General features: G+C 65.6%; 14 protein-coding genes. 9 read left to right on the top strand and 5 right to left on the bottom strand.

The annotated features are described in order from the left end of the window. Positions 1–101: 101 nt before the first annotated feature. The 4 genes from ABIC65_RS12390 to ABIC65_RS12375 all read left to right on the top strand — a co-directional run bounded on the left by ABIC65_RS12390 (position 102) and on the right by ABIC65_RS12375 (position 3,237). Complete coding sequence (locus tag ABIC65_RS12390; protein WP_354309079.1) at positions 102–1,016, top strand: LysR family transcriptional regulator; 915 nt, start codon at positions 102–104, stop codon at positions 1,014–1,016. 202 nt (positions 1,017–1,218) lie between these two features. After that, the gene (locus ABIC65_RS12385) at positions 1,219–2,136 is read left to right on the top strand and encodes an alpha/beta fold hydrolase (RefSeq protein ID WP_354309077.1); all 918 of its coding nucleotides are present in this window, start codon (positions 1,219–1,221) and stop codon (positions 2,134–2,136) included. After that, entirely contained in the window at positions 2,133–2,588 is a 456-nt protein-coding gene (locus ABIC65_RS12380; RefSeq protein WP_354309076.1) for a cupin domain-containing protein, read from the top strand. Before ABIC65_RS12385 ends, ABIC65_RS12380 begins: the two co-directional genes overlap by 4 nt. Before the next feature lie 37 nt (positions 2,589–2,625). Then, on the top strand, positions 2,626–3,237 hold the full coding sequence (locus ABIC65_RS12375; RefSeq protein ID WP_354309075.1) for a hydrolase: 612 nt from the start codon (positions 2,626–2,628) through the stop codon (positions 3,235–3,237). Between the two features lie 24 nt (positions 3,238–3,261). Here ABIC65_RS12375 and ABIC65_RS12370 read toward each other — a convergent pair whose 3' ends face one another. The 3 genes from ABIC65_RS12370 to ABIC65_RS12360 all read right to left on the bottom strand — a co-directional run bounded on the left by ABIC65_RS12370 (position 3,262) and on the right by ABIC65_RS12360 (position 7,660). Beyond that, positions 3,262–3,903: a response regulator transcription factor gene (locus tag ABIC65_RS12370; protein ID WP_354309073.1), complete on the bottom strand. Its 642-nt coding sequence runs from the start codon at positions 3,901–3,903 to the stop codon at positions 3,262–3,264. Continuing rightward, the gene (locus ABIC65_RS12365) at positions 3,900–6,977 is read right to left on the bottom strand and encodes a sensor histidine kinase (RefSeq protein ID WP_354309071.1); all 3,078 of its coding nucleotides are present in this window, start codon (positions 6,975–6,977) and stop codon (positions 3,900–3,902) included. Before ABIC65_RS12365 ends, ABIC65_RS12370 begins: the two co-directional genes overlap by 4 nt. 467 nt (positions 6,978–7,444) lie before the next feature. Further along, positions 7,445–7,660, bottom strand: a complete 216-nt coding sequence (locus ABIC65_RS12360; RefSeq protein ID WP_315380797.1) for a helix-turn-helix transcriptional regulator — start codon at positions 7,658–7,660, stop codon at positions 7,445–7,447. A gap of 310 nt (positions 7,661–7,970) precedes the next feature. On the opposite strand from ABIC65_RS12360, the gene ABIC65_RS12355 reads away from it, so the two are divergent. From ABIC65_RS12355 to ABIC65_RS12345, 3 genes are read left to right on the top strand one after another with little or no spacing between them, the layout of a single operon-like run. After that, positions 7,971–8,183, top strand: a complete 213-nt coding sequence (locus ABIC65_RS12355; RefSeq protein ID WP_315380899.1) for a hypothetical protein — start codon at positions 7,971–7,973, stop codon at positions 8,181–8,183. A gap of 10 nt (positions 8,184–8,193) precedes the next feature. Continuing rightward, positions 8,194–8,652 carry a hypothetical protein gene (locus ABIC65_RS12350; RefSeq protein WP_354309069.1) on the top strand — a complete coding sequence of 153 codons (459 nt, stop codon included), beginning with the start codon at positions 8,194–8,196 and terminating at the stop codon, positions 8,650–8,652. A 1-nt stretch (position 8,653) separates the two neighbouring features. Continuing rightward, entirely contained in the window at positions 8,654–8,968 is a 315-nt protein-coding gene (locus ABIC65_RS12345) for a hypothetical protein (RefSeq protein ID WP_354309068.1), read from the top strand. On the opposite strand, the gene ABIC65_RS12340 is transcribed toward ABIC65_RS12345, so the two are convergent. Both ABIC65_RS12340 and ABIC65_RS12335 read right to left on the bottom strand, forming a co-directional pair. Further along, positions 8,965–9,609, bottom strand: coding sequence for an SOS response-associated peptidase (locus ABIC65_RS12340; protein ID WP_354309066.1), 645 nt, complete (start codon positions 9,607–9,609; stop codon positions 8,965–8,967). The two genes, ABIC65_RS12345 and ABIC65_RS12340, sit on opposite strands and share 4 nt — an antisense overlap. Positions 9,610–9,665: 56 nt before the next feature. Further along, a complete protein-coding gene (locus ABIC65_RS12335; protein WP_354309064.1) occupies positions 9,666–10,322 on the bottom strand; it encodes an SOS response-associated peptidase family protein in 657 nt (218 codons plus the stop codon). A 171-nt stretch (positions 10,323–10,493) separates the two neighbouring features. On the opposite strand from ABIC65_RS12335, the gene ABIC65_RS12330 reads away from it, so the two are divergent. Both ABIC65_RS12330 and ABIC65_RS12325 read left to right on the top strand, forming a co-directional pair. Next, positions 10,494–13,100 (top strand): TonB-dependent receptor plug domain-containing protein, encoded by a 2,607-nt coding sequence (locus tag ABIC65_RS12330; RefSeq protein ID WP_354309062.1) that lies wholly within the window; start codon positions 10,494–10,496, stop codon positions 13,098–13,100. Beyond that, positions 13,094–15,217 carry an Atxe2 family lasso peptide isopeptidase gene (locus ABIC65_RS12325; RefSeq protein WP_354309061.1) on the top strand — a complete coding sequence of 708 codons (2,124 nt, stop codon included), beginning with the start codon at positions 13,094–13,096 and terminating at the stop codon, positions 15,215–15,217. Before ABIC65_RS12330 ends, ABIC65_RS12325 begins: the two co-directional genes overlap by 7 nt. The last annotated feature ends 9 nt before the right edge of the window (positions 15,218–15,226 follow it).

The raw sequence follows: 15,226 nt of genomic DNA, 5'->3' as shown, positions 1-15,226 counted from the left end.
GCGGAGATCGTCGGCGACAAGGACACAGATAATCTCCAGGTAAACTTGATCGATGGACGGAAACTGGTGCATTCGTTCAGGAAAGCTGAAGGATTGTCGCGATGGATCGGTTGCGCGCCCTGGAGGTGTTCGTTGCGGTGGTGGCCCGCGGTGGCTTCGCGCGTGCCGCCGATGCACTGGATACCTCGCCCGCCAATGTGACGCGCTACGTCGCCGAGCTTGAGGCGCATCTCGGCACGCGGCTGCTCCACCGCACGTCGCGGCGCGTGTCGCTTACCGAGGCGGGCGAGGCCTATTACGAGCGCGCGCGGACCATCCTCGACGAGATGGCCGAAGCCGAAGCGGCGGCGACGGCGAGCGCCAGCGGTGCGCGCGGGCGGCTGCGGATCAATGCGCCGCTGGTGTTTGGTGCCCGCCATCTCGCGCCGCTCTGGCCGCGCTTCATGGCGCTGAATCCGGAAGTGGAGCTCGACATCGCGCTCACCGATCGCATCGTCGATCTGGTCGAGGAGGGCTATGACCTCGGCATCCGCATCTCGCGCGGCGGATCGCAGCATTATGTGTCGCGCAAGCTGGCGACGTCGCGCAACATTATCTGCGCCTCGCCAGCCTATATTGCGCGGTACGGCGCACCTGACGTGCCGGCTGATCTCGCCGGGCATCGCTGCGTGGTCTACGGCTATGCGCCCGAGCCGGAGATCTGGACCTTCCTCGGCGCCGATGGCAGGGAAGCGCGGGTGCGTGTCGGCATTCGCCTGCGCACCAACAGCGGCGACACCGCGCGCGCCGTCGCGCTCGCGGGCGAGGCGATCACCTGGCAGCCGGATTTCCTGATCGGCGGCGATGTGCGTGCCGGCACGCTGGTGCCATTGCTGCCCGGCTGGCGGCTGCCCGATATCGACATCCTCGCCCTCTATCCCAGCCGGCGACATCTCTCGGCCAAGGTGCGCCTGATGGTCGATTTCCTGGCCGCCGCGTTTCACGGGGCGCTCCCTTGGGAAGCGCCGACGGGCTGAGGCGTGCCGCACACAGTACCAATCGCGACGCGTACCTCGCAGGGTTTCGGCCTCTCTTGCATCGGAGATCGATAGGCCGAGCTTCGGCATCCAGCGAATACCCGATCGGGTAGTTTTCAGCGCTCGCCTTGGCATTGAGCGCGGCGACGCACGAGCGCAGCCTCGCACTCGAAATCACCCAATCTGGAGGCGCGTCGTTCCGATGTTGAGATCCCTTTTGCTCGCTGCTGCGTGCAGCATCGCCGCGCCCGCGCTGGCACAGGTCCCGGCCTATCCGAGCAGCTTCAAGACGCAGGAGGTCGCCACCAACGGGACGACGCTCCACGTCCGCATCGGCGGGCACGGGCCTGCCGTGCTGCTTCTCCACGGCTATGGGGAAAGCGGGGACATGTGGGCACCGCTCGCCGCCGCGCTGGTGGCGGACCACACCGTGATCGTGCCGGACCTGCGCGGCATGGGCCTTTCCGCGCATCCTGCCGGCGGCTTCGACAAGATGAACCAGGGCCGCGACATGCAGGGCGTGCTGGCGACACTGAAGGTGCAGACGTTCGACATCGTTGCGCACGATATCGGCAACATGGTCGGCTTTGCGCTCGCCACGCAGGTGCCGGATCGGGTCGGCCGCGTCGTACTAATCGACGCGCCGGTGCCGGGCGTCGGCCCCTGGGATGAAATTCTGAAGAATCCGCTGCTTTGGCACTTCCGCTTCGGCGGACCGGATATGGAGCGGCTCGTCGCAGGGCGCGAGCGGATCTATCTCGATCGCTTCTGGAATGAGTTCTCGGCCAATCCCGCCAGGTTCGACGAAGCCTCGCGCCAGCATTATGCGGCGCTCTATGCCCGCCCGGGCGGCATGCATTCGGGCTTTGCGCAGTTCGCGGCGTTCGATCAGGACGCAGCCGACAATCGGGCATGGCTCGCCACTGGCAACAAACTGAAGATGCCGGTGCTGGCGCTGGGCGGGGCCAAGTCGTTCGGCCTGACGATGGCGGTGGTGATGCGCGCCGCCGCGACCGACGTAAAGGAAGGGGTCGTCCCCGATTCCGGTCACTGGATCATGGAGGAAAATCCCGTCGGCACGGTCGCACTCATCAAGCCGTTCCTGGAGGCGGGTCGATGAGCCGGTTGTTCGTCGCCGTCGCGCTGCTCGCCGCTGGCAGTGTCCCGATGGCACACGCGCAGCAGGCGCGGCTGACTCCGGCCGAGATTGCCGCGCTGCCCAAGGAGGGGGCGGGGCCAGGCACCTCAGGACTTGCGGGCATCCGCACCACGGTGCTGGCCGGCGACCCGACCAAGGAAGGGCCGTACACGATCGAGCTGCGGGTGCCGGCGCACACCAGCATCCAGGCGCATACCCACCGCGACGCGCGCACCGCAATCGTGGTCAGCGGCACCTGGTATTTCGGCTACGGCATCAAGGCCGATCCTGCGCTGGTCAAGCGCCTGCCGCCGGGAAGCTTCTACAGCGAACCCGCCGCCGATCCGCATTTCGCGCTGACCCGCGATGAACCGGCGGTGGTCTACATCACCGGCTGGGGCCCGACCGACACGGAGTATGTCGCCAAGCCCTGACGGTTCGCTGCCACTTCCTCGAAGCGAAGGAATCGCCATGACATCGCCCGAACACATTCGCGACCCGCAAGCGGACGATCTGCTCACGCCGAAGAACGCGGCGTTGCTGATCATCGATTTCCAGCCGGTCCAGGTCGCCTCGATCGTTTCGATGGAGCGCCGGGAACTGATCGCCAATGTCGTCGCGGTGGCGCGATCGGCGACCTTGTACGGCGTGCCGGTGGTGCTTTCCACCGTCAACGTCGCGACGGGCCGCAATGCCCCGACCATCCGCCAGCTGCAGGAGGTGCTACCCGGCGTCACGCCCATCGACCGAACCTCGATCAATGCGTGGGAGGACGAGGACTTCGTCGCCGCGGTAAAGGCGACCGGGAGGCGCAAGCTGATCATGGTGGCGCTGTGGACCGAGGTGTGCCTCGCCTTTCCGGCGCTGGACGCGCTGCGCGAGGGGTTCGACGTCTATCCGGTGGTCGACGCGGTTGGCGGCACGTCGCTGGTCGCGCACGAGGCCGGCCTGGCCCGCATTCAGCAAGCGGGCGGGCGACCGATCACCTGGATCCAGTTGGTCTGCGAATTCCAGCGCGACTGGAACCGCTGGGAGACCGTGGAGGGCTTCAGCGACATCGTCTTCGCTTCAGTCCACCCGTAAGAAGATGCTGCGCTCGCGGGGCGATCAGCGCTCAATATAGCCCCGCCGCACCGCGACCATCGCCGCATGCGTGCGGTCATGGACGTCGAGCTTTTCAAAAATCGTCTTTACCGATGCCTTGATGGTGTCGACCGAGAGCTTCATCGTCCGCGCAATTTCCTTGTTTGATTGACCTTCGCCGATCAATTGCAGGATCGCGATTTCGCGTTCTATCAGTGGTTCGTCCAAGGCATGTTCGGCTAAAGCGTGAGCGATGTCGGAACAAAAAATGCGGCGGCCTGCGTGCACCGCTCTAATGGCGTCGATCAGTTCGGTCCGCACGCAATTCTTGAGGAGATAACCCGACGCACCTGCGCGAAGCGCACGGACGGCGGCTGCATCGCCTGCATAGGTGGTTAGAACAAGGATGGCCGCCTTTGGCGAGAGCGCTCGGATCGCCGCGATGGCCTCGACGCCGTTCATTCCCTCCATCCGTACGTCCATCAACGTCACGTCAGGCATGAGTTCGGTGAATTTGGCGACAGCTTCGCGGCCATCACTCGCTTCGCCGACGGCTTCCATGTCCTCGCACCCGGTGAGCAGGCCCATGATGCCTTCGCGAAGCATGGGATGATCATCAACGACGAGAACACGGATTTGCCTCGTCATAGTTGCAGCCGCCGTCATCGCACCCTCCGCGTGCGGGTCCACCACGTGGGACGTTCCGGCAGATAGGCGATCCGTCCGGGAACCGTCAGCACCACTTCCGTACCATGTCCGGCGCACGGGTGAATGGCAAGTGTCGCCCGCAGTTTATGGGCCCTTTCGCGCATTCCATGTAACCCAAAATGACCTGCCCTTCCGGTTTTCGCGACCGAAAGATCAATGCCGATACCGTCATCGGCGATGCTCAGGCTCAAGCGAGATCGATAGGCGATCAAAATCCTGACATGGCGAGCTTCGGCGTGTTTGCGGACATTGGCGAGCGCCTCCCCCGCTATCCGCACGACCTCATCCAAGGCCAAAGGCTCTATTTGACGGCGGCGACCAGTTTCAAGAATCGCGAGCTGTACGTTCGGTTCGAACAATTGCCGATGAAACAAATCGCGCAGCAAGGGTTCGAGCGCATCAAACTGGCGTCCCCGCAGATCCTGCACGCGGTCGCGGCCCTCCGCGATCACCTTATCGGCGACGTCAAGCGCCTGCAGCAGCGTTCCGCGCGCGGGCTGCTGGTCCGGCAGTTCGTTGATCACGCGCTGGAACCGCAGCGTCACCGCTTGGATGCCTTGCAGTAGCGTATCGTGCAGCTCGCGTGCGATCCGCTCGCGTTCGTCGAACCGCTCGGTCATCCGCAGCCGGATGCGCGCGGCAACTACACGCAGCCGCATTGCATATGCGGCCCATAGCAGCCCCAGCAGCCCTATGGCACAGAGCAGCTTGAACGGGGTGCTCTGCCAGAAGGTCGGGCGGATCTCGAAATCGAGCGCCGCGCCGGTTCGATTCCAGACGCCGTCGGCATTGGCGGCGATTACCCGGAAGCGATATCGGCCGGGCGAGAGATTGGTGTAGCTCGCCAGCCGCCGGCCCCCTGCATCCACCCAGTCGGTGTCGATGCCTTCCAGTCGGTAGCGGAAGTGCATGCGTTGCGGCACGATGAAGCTCAATCCGGCGTAGCTGATGTCGATGGCACGGGTGCCGGCAGGCAGCACCAGCCCAACGGGGTCGCGCCAGCGCACGCCGCCGCTGCTCAGTGCCGCGATCGAGACCGGGGGCGGGAGCGGGTTCGGCGCGAGCTTTGCGGGCTCGAAATAGGCCGCGCCTTCCCGGTTGAGGAACCACACGCGTCCGTCGCCGCCTTCGGCGATTTGAAGTCCCTTGAAGCCGGCATGCTGGGCGACGCTCGTTAATCCGTCGCGGATGTCGAACCGCCGATACGGCAAGACAGCCCGGCGGTCTTCGAACGCGCGCTCGAGATCGGCGGTAGCGACGCGATAGATGCCGGTTCGTGCCACCAGCCAGGTCTCGCCGCGCGTGGTCTGTACCAGCCCACGAAGCCAGATCAGCCATGGAAAGCGCGCGTCGCCAAGGCGGGCACTCCTGCCACCACGCCATCGGATCAGGCCATGATCGTCGCTGGCGAACACGTCGTCGCCGCTCGGCATCATCATTGTCATCCTGGGCGAGTTTCCGGAGCGGATCAGCTGGTTACCGCGAAGAATGCTCAGTGTAGGCGCGGTGTGAAGCGCTAGGTCGCCCGACCGCGTGGTCGTCAGCTCCCAGGGCCGCAAGGCGCCCAGAGCGCCTGTGGCGACGTGCCACCCGGCGTGATCGCGCCATTGCGGCGGTTCGCCGTCAAGGCTGACCCATAATCTACCCAGGCGGTCCTCCGCACAAGTAATCGGGACACTGCCGGTATAGGCCGGCAGTGCCTCTGCTCGGCCGGGCATCAAGCGCAATGTCCGCGTGTGCTGCACGATCCAAACGCCGCCCTGTCGGCCAGCGCACATTGCCATGCTGGCGCTTCCGGTCTCCGCCACCTGCCGGGGCCTATCGCCGGGCGCGATCCGGAAAACCCTTCCGCTGGACTGGATGTAGACGCCTCCGTCTGTCGCGCGCGCGATTGCGAGACCGTTTACCGGGTCCGGGGGGATCGTGGTGGCTTGCGTTGCGCTTGCGCGGCGGAATTGATCGAGTCCGGTCTCAGTCGCGATCCAGATGCTGCCTTCGCGATCGAGCAGCGCCGCGTGCGTGATGTCGGACGTCAGCCCGTCCCGGACGGTGAAGGGATAGTAGCCCGGTGCGTCTGGGCTGCGATCGCCGCTCAGCTTGGGCGTGTAGGAGATGCCGGATGATCCGCTCGTTCTCCACAGCCCGCCGTCGCGATCGAAGGCGAAGGGCGCCGAGCGGATGCCCGAGGCAATCGGAACATTGACAGGGTGCGCCGGACGCTTCCCGCTCCCATCTGCAAGCATTCGGGTGCCGTTCTGATCGGAAAGCCAAACGGCGCCCTCGCCATCCACCGCGAGCCGGGAAAGGGGGCCGACGCGATCCGACAGCAGCTGGAATCGGTCTGCGCCGCGCGGCAGGCGCGCCACCGCCCCGTCCTGTCCATCGGCATGCGTCACCGCGATCCAGACCGAACCGTCCTTCGCTGCGACAAGGCCCATCACGGCCCCCGGTGGCTGCCCGAATTTTGTCTGCGCTGGATCCCATCGGCCATTGCGAAGACGTCTGAGCTGGCCATCGAACCGGTCCGAGGCAAACCATAGCGTGCCATCCGCCGCTTCCACCATCGCGCCAATGGCGGTAGGTGGGGCGGGCATCGCCATGTTCACCAGCCGGCCCTTGCGGTACACCGCGACGCCGGCGTTGCCATTGAGCCCGACCCATAGCTCGCCGTTGCGCCGGACCATCAGCCCCATCGGGTCCAGCCGGGCTTTGGCTTCCTGTTCCGGCCATCGAAGTTGCTCGAACGTCACCCCGTCGAAGCGGTAGAGGCCATCGCCGGTCAGCCAAAGGTATCCGTCAGGCGTCTGCGCCATCTTGTACACGCCAATCGGCGCGCCTTCATCGGCCCCCCAGCGGATATGCTTGAACCCAGCGAACCCCGTTTGCGGAACCTGCGCGAGCGCAAAACCGCTTGATAATGCAAACATGCAACCGGAAAGGATGAATGTCGACAGAATGGGCGGTGGTATCAAATGCCGCCGGAGAAGCTGCAGGCATTTGCCATTGCGCAAGCACCGCACTTCCAAGCCCATCGCCCGATCGCCCCAGCGTCTAAATCCGCGTGAATCCATAAGCTAACAGGCGCGGTTCGCGCACGCCAGCTCCCGTTTTCGAATGCAAATCGACGGGAAAGTGAATTCGTTAAGAAAGGCGATGTGAGTACAGAAGCGGTGCTAAATACCCTGCTTCACTGCATGCTCATTTTGACCTATATTTTAAGCAGCGCAATAAAAGGCCTCACATATCCTCTACTCGTTTCTGGGTCAAGATAGCTATGATGTAACCACACCAGGAGCAAACATTTGTCTGATTTGCAGAATGCGGCGAAAATATTTTCTTTGGCACGTCTTGAATTTCTAGTTTCTCTGGATTGTCTGAACGTGGGCGCACAGCTGCAAAGCTGGTGCAATTCGACCAAGAGGCAGGTTGTGGCGAGAGCTGCCGTTATACACGTCATTCGGGAGCGGCAGCAATGTCCCACACCCGGTCAATCGTTGCATCACCGCTCCGGGGTCGGGGCAGCCTCATATGTCATCGGATCATCAAGCCAGCAGGTAACAGCAGACTCGCGCCAGCCGATACAGCGGGTGCTGATCTGCGTGCTAGCGGGGAAGGTGCCTGCGTCCATCTTTCGGTAAAGGGTGGAACGGGTAAGGCCTGTGAGAGCGAGGACGGCCTTGAGCCGGAGGATGCGATCCGTTGCGTTGGAGTGCATTGCTATCACCTTGCATCGTTCGGGGGTTGGTGGAGGGTTTCGACGCAAGATGGACCCGAACGGCTTGTTGGCAGAAGCGTTCGTCTGGGGCTAAAATGGCAGTGTTCGGTGCAGGCTGGTATGTACATCGACTGGGATCGCCGGTTGTCGAGCGGTCCGTCTGCCCGAGGGTGTCGCCGACGAGGTTGCAGCGCACCTGAGCCTGCATGGCACAAGTCAGAGACTTTGCGTTCTTGCTCGTAGTTCCCGTTTTGTTCTAGATAGCCGTCCGCTGTAGAGGCAGCGATTCGACATTATTGGGAGCTTCGGCATGGAGCACGACCTCCAGTTGCGCGCTGCTGCGCGTGCGATCTACGACGCCTGCTATCCGAGCGAGGAATGGGCGCCGTTCGGCTTCGACGAGGCGGAGCGCTTCCGGACGGTCCATTATCGCCAGGCGGTCGGTGCGGCGTTGCAAGCGCGCCGGGCGCTGGACGATCGCGCGGTGCAACCGAGCCTGTTCGCCGAGCAGGTGCACGCCTGACGCCCGCGCGATGGATGTGATCGAACGAACCAACTGGCTGGCGCATCGCTGGCCGATCGAACTCGAAACCTTCTCCTATGGCGGGTGGCTGATCCATGTGGGCAGGGTCGAGGGGCATCGCTTGGGGCAGGTCAACTCCGCTGCGGAGTTCGAGACCTGGAAGGCGGCGCAGCGGCCGCAGTGCCTGGCGCGCTTCATTGCGGGGCGACGGGAGCTTCACCCTGCGGCGGTGCTAGTGGTTGCCGGCAAGTACCGCCTGGGCCGTATCCCGCCCGAGCTGTGGTGTGGCTATGACGCGACGCTGCTGATGGATGCACCGAAGGCGACGCTGCTCTCCGCCAAGGTGCGCGCGATTTTCCCGGCATGGCCGGATGCCCTCATCCGGGTGGTGCCGCAGGCGCAGGTGCCGGCGCTCGGCCTGCACCCTGCGCCTTCTGCGGCTGGGCCGCGCCTACGCTTGGTGGGCTGATATGGCTCGCTATGACGCTGACGGCGGGCAGGTGCCGCGGACGCTGTTCGAGGCTGCGGCGTTTCACCGTTCGGTCCGGGCAGCCTGTGAGGGGTGCGGGCACGTCGGCGTCTTTCATGCCGCGGCGCTCTGGCGGCTCTTCGAGCGCAGGCAATGGCCCGGCCCGCTCACCGAGGTGGGAGCTCGCCTCCGATGTTCGCGATGCGGGAGGCGCGGCACGACGATCAGCCTGACCCGTGATCCGCCGACGATCACCAGCCTGCCGCTCCCGAACGATGTCGAATGGCGGCGGGCGGTCAGCCGGTTTCGCGCCTAGAACAGGGCCGCCTGTTCGACGGCGCCCTTGCGCTTCACCCAAGGCTCGCCGGTCCGCTCGATGACGATCAGGTCATCGGGGAAGCAGCGCGCCTGGAAGCCTAGAATGTCGTCGAAGCTGCCGTGCAGCCAGCGATCCTGATCGTCGCGGTGGAGAAGCACCGGCATGCGATCATGCACCGGGCGGATTGCCTCGTTGCAGTCGGTCATCACGCCGGAATAGACCGGCCCCCATTCGGCGCTGTCGCGCCATAGCCCCGCCCAGGCGAAGAGCGACGCGTCCTTGACGCTGAACCAGGTCCGCGTCTTCGATCCCTTGGTGCCCTCTGCCTCGGCAAAGCCCGTCAGCGGGATGAGGCAGCGCCACTCGGGCTTGCGCGCGAGCCCGATCCACATCGGCTTGGTGAGATCGGCGATGTTGTTGACCGGCTTCGGCTTGGCGGTCGGGCTCATTCCCTTGAGCCGGAGCGGGAAGCCCCAGACCATCGACTGCAGGATGCGCGCGCCCGCTTCCTCGCGCACCACCATGCCGGGATAGCCGGGATAGACTTCCTCGCCCGCATTGGATTGCACCGGATTGTCGACGCCGAAATGCGCGGCGACTTCGGCCGCACTCTTCCGAAGGTGGTAAAGGTTGCACACGGCGGCAGCCTAGGTCGAAGGCGAGAGTGCTGCAACGCGCAGCCCATGGTTCGCGGCTAGAGCAGGTCCAGTTGCGTGCCATCGGGCGGAGGGCCGCCGCCGCGCCAGGGATCTTCGGTGCGCAGGACGTCCATCCGCTCGGCGGCGATCGGCGGGCGAAACTGGAAGCCGATCACGTCCCGGATCGAGCCGTGCAACCAGCGCGCCTGCTCGTGCGGCTCGAGCAGTACCGGCATGCGGTCGTTGGTCGGCGGTATGGCCGCGTTCGCCTCCATCGTCATGCCCGCATAGGAGGGGCCCACCTCGGGGATGTTCCGGCAGAAGCCCGCCCAGGCCAGGATCGGCTGGTCGCGGACCGAGAACCATGTCCGTGCCTTGGCGCCTTCGTCGCCGTCAGGGTTGCCGAAATGCGTGATCGGGATGATGCAGCGGTAGCGTGGATCGACGACGGTCTGCTCCCAGAGCGGATTGGTGAGGTCCGCTACCAGGCCGATGATCTCGGGCTCGTTCCGCTGCAACTGCGCGTCGCGGATCCGGCGGGGAAAGCCCCAGCGCATCATCCGCAGCCGTCGACGCCCACCGGTCTCGAACATCACCAGCCCTTGGCGGCCCTCGGTGACGTCGGGCGGAACGGCGATCTGCCCTACGGGTTCCGCGTCCAGGAAGCGGGCGACATCGCCGATCGTGGCACGGAGGCTGTGAAGGCGCGACATGGTTCGGCGCGGGAGCCTAGCGGCGCCCGGCGACGGGACAAGTGCTGCTGGCAAATCCCGGAATCCAGCGCTGCTGCGGCCCGCAAACTTTTTTCATGTCGCGACCCCGTAGTTCGCCGTCGGCTGCGTCAATCGCTCCAGTGCCGGGACACCGGCAGCGGGGAGAAAAGAATGACGATCTCGAAAAGGGCGCTTTGTGTGGCGATGCTTGCCGCGACGCTTTCCTACAGTGACGTGGTGGTTGTCGAGGCACGCGCCCAAGCTGGCACGACGCGCTTCGACCTGCCGGCGCAGGACCTTGCCTCCACGCTCCGCGCGATTGCTCGTCAGGGCGGCCGGGAGATCCTGTTCACTGACGAGGACGTGCGCGGCAAGCGCTCGGGGGCGATCCAGGGGATCTACACCGTCGAGCAGGCGGTGGGCCTTGCCATCGGGGAGGTCCTGATGGTGGGTGAGGAATCCGGCGCCATCGTCGTCCGGAGCCACCCCGGCCGGGACGGGGGCGCGTCAGCCCAGGAAGAGCAATCGGATGCCCTCACGGTAACCGGCTCGCGCATCCGCGGGGCCGAGGGCCCCTCGCCCATCATTATCGTGTCACGCCGGGGGCTGGAGGAGCAGGGCATCCCCGATATGGCGGGTGTTTCGCGGATACTGCCGCAGAATTTCACCGGAGGGCAAAACCCCGGGGTCGCGGGGGGCGGTGACCAGGGCGGATACAATAATGCGAACAACGCGACGACGCTCAACCTGCGCGGGTTGGGGTCGGACGCGACGTTGACGCTCATCAATGGTCACCGCCTTCCTTACGACGCCGTCAACCAGGGCGTCGACATTTCGATCATTCCCGTGACGGCGCTCGAACGCATCGAGGTCATCACCGACGGCGCCTCGGCGCTCTACGGCTCGGACGCGGTGGGCGGCGTTGCCAACCTGATCCTGCGTCGCGACTATGACCGCCTTCTGACCAGCGCGCGCGTCGGCGCATCGACCGAGGGCGGCAACGTCCAGCAGCAATATTCGGGCGTCGGCGGCACGCGCTGGGCCGGCGGCGGCTTCATGGCCGCACTCGACTACAGCAAGGCGACCCCGATCTATGTCGACGATCGGCCCTATACCCGCCAACTCAACGCCGGGCAGATGCTGACGACCAGCAGCCGACAGGTGAGCGGGGTGCTGGCCGGCCACCAGGATCTCGCCAACTGGGCGTGGTTCGAGTTCGACGTCCAACTTGCCGATCGCCGGTCGCGCAAGGTCAACGCCTTCTCGCTGACGGCGCCGACCACCTTCTATGGGCAGGACAACCGACCGGTGGTGCGCAGCTATGCGGTGACGCCGTCGTTGCACCTCCGCCCGGGTGCCGGCTGGGAGGCAACGCTCCAGATGACCGATGGCGAGAGCTCCACCGTCATCAATACCCAGCGCTATGCCAACGGCACCCTGTCCGTCAGTCGAGCTGCCTATGACAACCGGCTGACCAATTTCGAGGCCAGCGCCGAGGGCCCGCTTGCCCATCTGCCCGGCGGCGACATCCGGCTTGCACTGGGTGGCGGCTATCGTCGTTTCCAGCTCGACTTCGAAGTGCGCACGACGAGCGGCGCTGTGACCACCGTTTCGCGCGACTCCGTCGAGCGGCGAAACAGCGCGTTCGGCTATGGGGAGCTGTCGGTGCCGCTCGTTGGGGCGGCCAACCGGATGCCGCTCATCGACGCCTTGCGACTGAGCGTGGCCGTCCGCTATGAAAGCTACAAGGGCATCGACGCCGTTGCGACGCCCAAGCTCGGCTTGGTCTACGCGCCGCATCCCGACATTACCCTGAAATATAGCTGGGGCCGCTCGTTCAAGATCCCGACGCTGCAGCAGGTGAACCAGGCACGGGAGGTGATCCTGTTGCCGGCCTCGGTGTTCGCGCCGCAGCCCAGCCCGCCGCTGCCGGCGGGCGCCACGATCCTGGCGATCGGCGGTGGGAGCCCGAACCTGCACGCCGAGCGTGCCAAGAGTTCGACCTTGTCGGCGGAGGTGCGGCCCCGCTTCCTACCAGGACTGCGGGTCGAGGCGACGTGGTATGACATCGACTATCGCGACCGCATCGCCTCTCCAATCAGTGATCTGCTATCCGCGCTGAGCAATCCTGCCGCGGCGAACTTCGTCCAGTTTTCGCCCAGTGTCGCAGAGGCGCAGGCAACCGTTGCGCAGGCAGCGGCCGGGCTGTCGAACCAGAGCGGCCACCCATATGATCCGGCGAAGGTCGCCGCGATCGTGGATTCCAGCCTGCGCAACATTGCCCGCGAGCATATCCGGGGTGTTGACCTGTCGATCGATTATAACGCGCGGCTGGGAGAGGACAGCCAGCTGACGATTGCCGGGTCGGCAACCTATCTCGATGCGGATCGCCAGGCCGCGCCCAACCTGCCCACCGTAGGACGCTCCGGCCTGATCTTCACGCCGCCGAAGTTGCGCGCGCGGGGCGCGGCGAGCTGGCGCACCTCGGTGGTGCAGCTGTCCGCGGCGCTCAACTATCTCGACGGGACGACCGACAAGCGGTTTTCCGTGCCGACCAGGATCGGTTCGTTCACGACCGTCGACCTGAGCGGTTCCGTCCGGACGCGGGAGGGGCGCGGTCCGCTCGATCGAATCGAACTCCGCCTGAGCGCGCAGAACCTGCTGAACGAGCAGCCCGATCCCATCCGTGTCACCAACCCGACCTATGTGGCCTATGACTCGACGAACCAGTCGCCGATCGGCCGCTTCGTCAGCTTCACGGTGACCAAGCAATGGTGAGGCGGCATCTGCTAGCGGCGTTGCTCGCGACCGTGTGGCTGCCGGTACCGTGCCACGCGGCGGTCCCGCCCGATTGCACCGGCATCGTGCCGCCGACGATCGCGGCGCCACAGGCGAAACGCGCGCTGCTTCCCGAGGACCTCGTCCGGCTGCGCGACATCGGGCCCGTCGACCCGAACCAGCAATATGGCGGGCTGTTTACGGTGTCGCCGGACGGGACCAAGGCCGCGTTCCAGCTACGGCGCGGTGATCCTGTCGCCAATGGGTATTGCCTCGCGATGGTCGTTGTCGATCTGGGCAGCGGTCGGGCGGTTGTGGTGGACCGAGGTGGCGATTTCATCCGCTTGCGCATCGACGTGCGAGGCAAGGCGCATTTTCCGACAGGGCTTGCCGATGCCATCACGCCGCGCTGGACGCCGGACGGCCAGTGGATCATCTATCGGCGACGCGACAAGGGCGCGATCCAGCTCTGGCGCGCCCGAACCGACGGCAGTGGCAGCGAGGCGATCACCGACAGCATCGACGATGTCGACGACTTCCGGCTGACGGCAGGCGGGAGCGGAATCGTTTATGCGACCGATTCCGGGTTGCGCGAGGCACTAGCCGCGATCGAAGACGAGGGGCGATCGGGCTTTCACTATGACGAGCGCTTCGCGCCCTCGGCGAGCAATCGCCCGTTTCCTCGCGCTCCGCTTGCGCGAAAGACGTGGTTCCGCGACCTGGCGACGGGAGACACGCGGCCTGCGACGGACGCCGAGGCGGGATTGCTCGGCGCCGCCGCGATGCAGGAGGGGAGCTGGACCCAGGCAGTCGGCGCTGCCGGGCGGATTGCCAGGATACGCGTCCCGGCCGGAAGCCTTCGTCCCGATCGAGGTTTGCTGGAAGCGGAGCTCGGCGATCGACATCGCACCTGCACCGCGCCGGCGTGCACCAACGCAAGCTACCCCTGGTGGGTCGGTGACCGGGTGCGGTTCTTCCGTCGCGAAGGCGTGCGGGGAGAGAAGATCGGTGTCTACGAATGGCGGCCTGGCGCGCCGACGCCACGCCGGCTGTACCAGACCCAGGACCTGCTGATCGGCTGCGTGCCCAGCGGCGCCGAAATCCTCTGCCTCCGTGAAGGTGCCTCGCAGCCGCGCCGGCTCGAGCGGCTCGACCCGAGCACCGGGCGGCGCGACGTGCTGTTCGACCCGAACCCGGAGTTCACGAGCCTGACTCTCGGGCGGGTCGAACGTCTCTATGCGCGCAACAGCTTCGGCCTGGCGTCCTTTGCCGATCTCGTCCTGCCGGTGGGGTACCAGCCGGGCAAGCGCTACCCGTTGGTCGTGGTGCAATATGTGTCGCGCGGCTTCCTGCGCGGCGGCACCGGCGATGACTACCCCATCCAGGCGTTCGCCAATCGCGGCTTTGCGGTGCTGAGCATCGACAAGCCCGAGGCGGTGGGCGCGAGGGCGGCGCCCGACTTTGTCGAGGGCGACCGGATCAACCTCAAGGACTTTGCCGATCGGCGCAGCGTGCTCGAAGCGGTGGAGGCTCCGGTGCGTGCCGCTATCGCGCGGGGCATCGCCGATCCGACGCGGATCGGGATCACCGGGCTGAGCGACGGGTCCTCGACCATGCAATTCGCGCTGCTGCACAGCACGCTGTTCTCCGCGTTCGCGTCGAGCAGTTGCTGCTGGGATACGAGCATGCCCGTTCGGGTCGGGCCGGGTGCTGCAAAGGAGTTCTACCGCATCGGCTATCCTCGGATCACCGATGACAGCGAGAAAGCGCGGGCCCTGTGGCGGCAGATCGCCATTACCCCGAATGTCGAGCGGATCCACGCGCCGATCCTCGCGCAGGTTTCCGATGACGAATATTGGGCCGCGCTGCAGAGCTTCACGGCGCTCCGCGATCTCGACCGACCGATCGACCTGTTTGTGTTCCCCGGCGAGCATCATATTAGATGGCAGCCCGCGCACAGGCTCGCGACCTACACGCGGGCGATCGACTGGTTCGACTTCTGGCTGAACGGGGTGAAGGCTCCCGGCCGAGAGGCGGAGATCGCGCGCTGGGAGGCGATGCGGAAGGTGCAGACGATTCCCGAGAAGCCTGGAGGCGAGACTGCGCCCACGCCCTGACGCCTGGCA

Source organism: Sphingomonas trueperi (assembly GCF_040545665.1).
Classification (GTDB): Bacteria; Pseudomonadota; Alphaproteobacteria; order Sphingomonadales; family Sphingomonadaceae; genus Sphingomonas; species Sphingomonas trueperi_B.
The sequence above is the reverse complement of the archived record's forward strand: the minus strand, read 5'-3'. Positions and strand labels throughout refer to the sequence as shown.

What these genes read in the sequence shown, in the direction of transcription:
- ABIC65_RS12390 (WP_354309079.1), top strand. Translation starts at nt 102, where the DNA reads ATGGATCGGTTGCGCGCCCTGGAGGTGTTCGTTGCGGTGGTGGCCCGC.
- ABIC65_RS12385 (WP_354309077.1), top strand. Translation starts at nt 1,219, where the DNA reads ATGTTGAGATCCCTTTTGCTCGCTGCTGCGTGCAGCATCGCCGCGCCC.
- ABIC65_RS12380 (WP_354309076.1), top strand. Translation starts at nt 2,133, where the DNA reads ATGAGCCGGTTGTTCGTCGCCGTCGCGCTGCTCGCCGCTGGCAGTGTC.
- ABIC65_RS12375 (WP_354309075.1), top strand. Translation starts at nt 2,626, where the DNA reads ATGACATCGCCCGAACACATTCGCGACCCGCAAGCGGACGATCTGCTC.
- ABIC65_RS12370 (WP_354309073.1), bottom strand. Translation starts at nt 3,903, where the DNA reads ATGACGGCGGCTGCAACTATGACGAGGCAAATCCGTGTTCTCGTCGTT.
- ABIC65_RS12365 (WP_354309071.1), bottom strand. Translation starts at nt 6,977, where the DNA reads ATGGGCTTGGAAGTGCGGTGCTTGCGCAATGGCAAATGCCTGCAGCTT.
- ABIC65_RS12360 (WP_315380797.1), bottom strand. Translation starts at nt 7,660, where the DNA reads ATGCACTCCAACGCAACGGATCGCATCCTCCGGCTCAAGGCCGTCCTC.
- ABIC65_RS12355 (WP_315380899.1), top strand. Translation starts at nt 7,971, where the DNA reads ATGGAGCACGACCTCCAGTTGCGCGCTGCTGCGCGTGCGATCTACGAC.
- ABIC65_RS12350 (WP_354309069.1), top strand. Translation starts at nt 8,194, where the DNA reads ATGGATGTGATCGAACGAACCAACTGGCTGGCGCATCGCTGGCCGATC.
- ABIC65_RS12345 (WP_354309068.1), top strand. Translation starts at nt 8,654, where the DNA reads ATGGCTCGCTATGACGCTGACGGCGGGCAGGTGCCGCGGACGCTGTTC.
- ABIC65_RS12335 (WP_354309064.1), bottom strand. Translation starts at nt 10,322, where the DNA reads ATGTCGCGCCTTCACAGCCTCCGTGCCACGATCGGCGATGTCGCCCGC.
- ABIC65_RS12330 (WP_354309062.1), top strand. Translation starts at nt 10,494, where the DNA reads ATGACGATCTCGAAAAGGGCGCTTTGTGTGGCGATGCTTGCCGCGACG.
- ABIC65_RS12325 (WP_354309061.1), top strand. Translation starts at nt 13,094, where the DNA reads ATGGTGAGGCGGCATCTGCTAGCGGCGTTGCTCGCGACCGTGTGGCTG.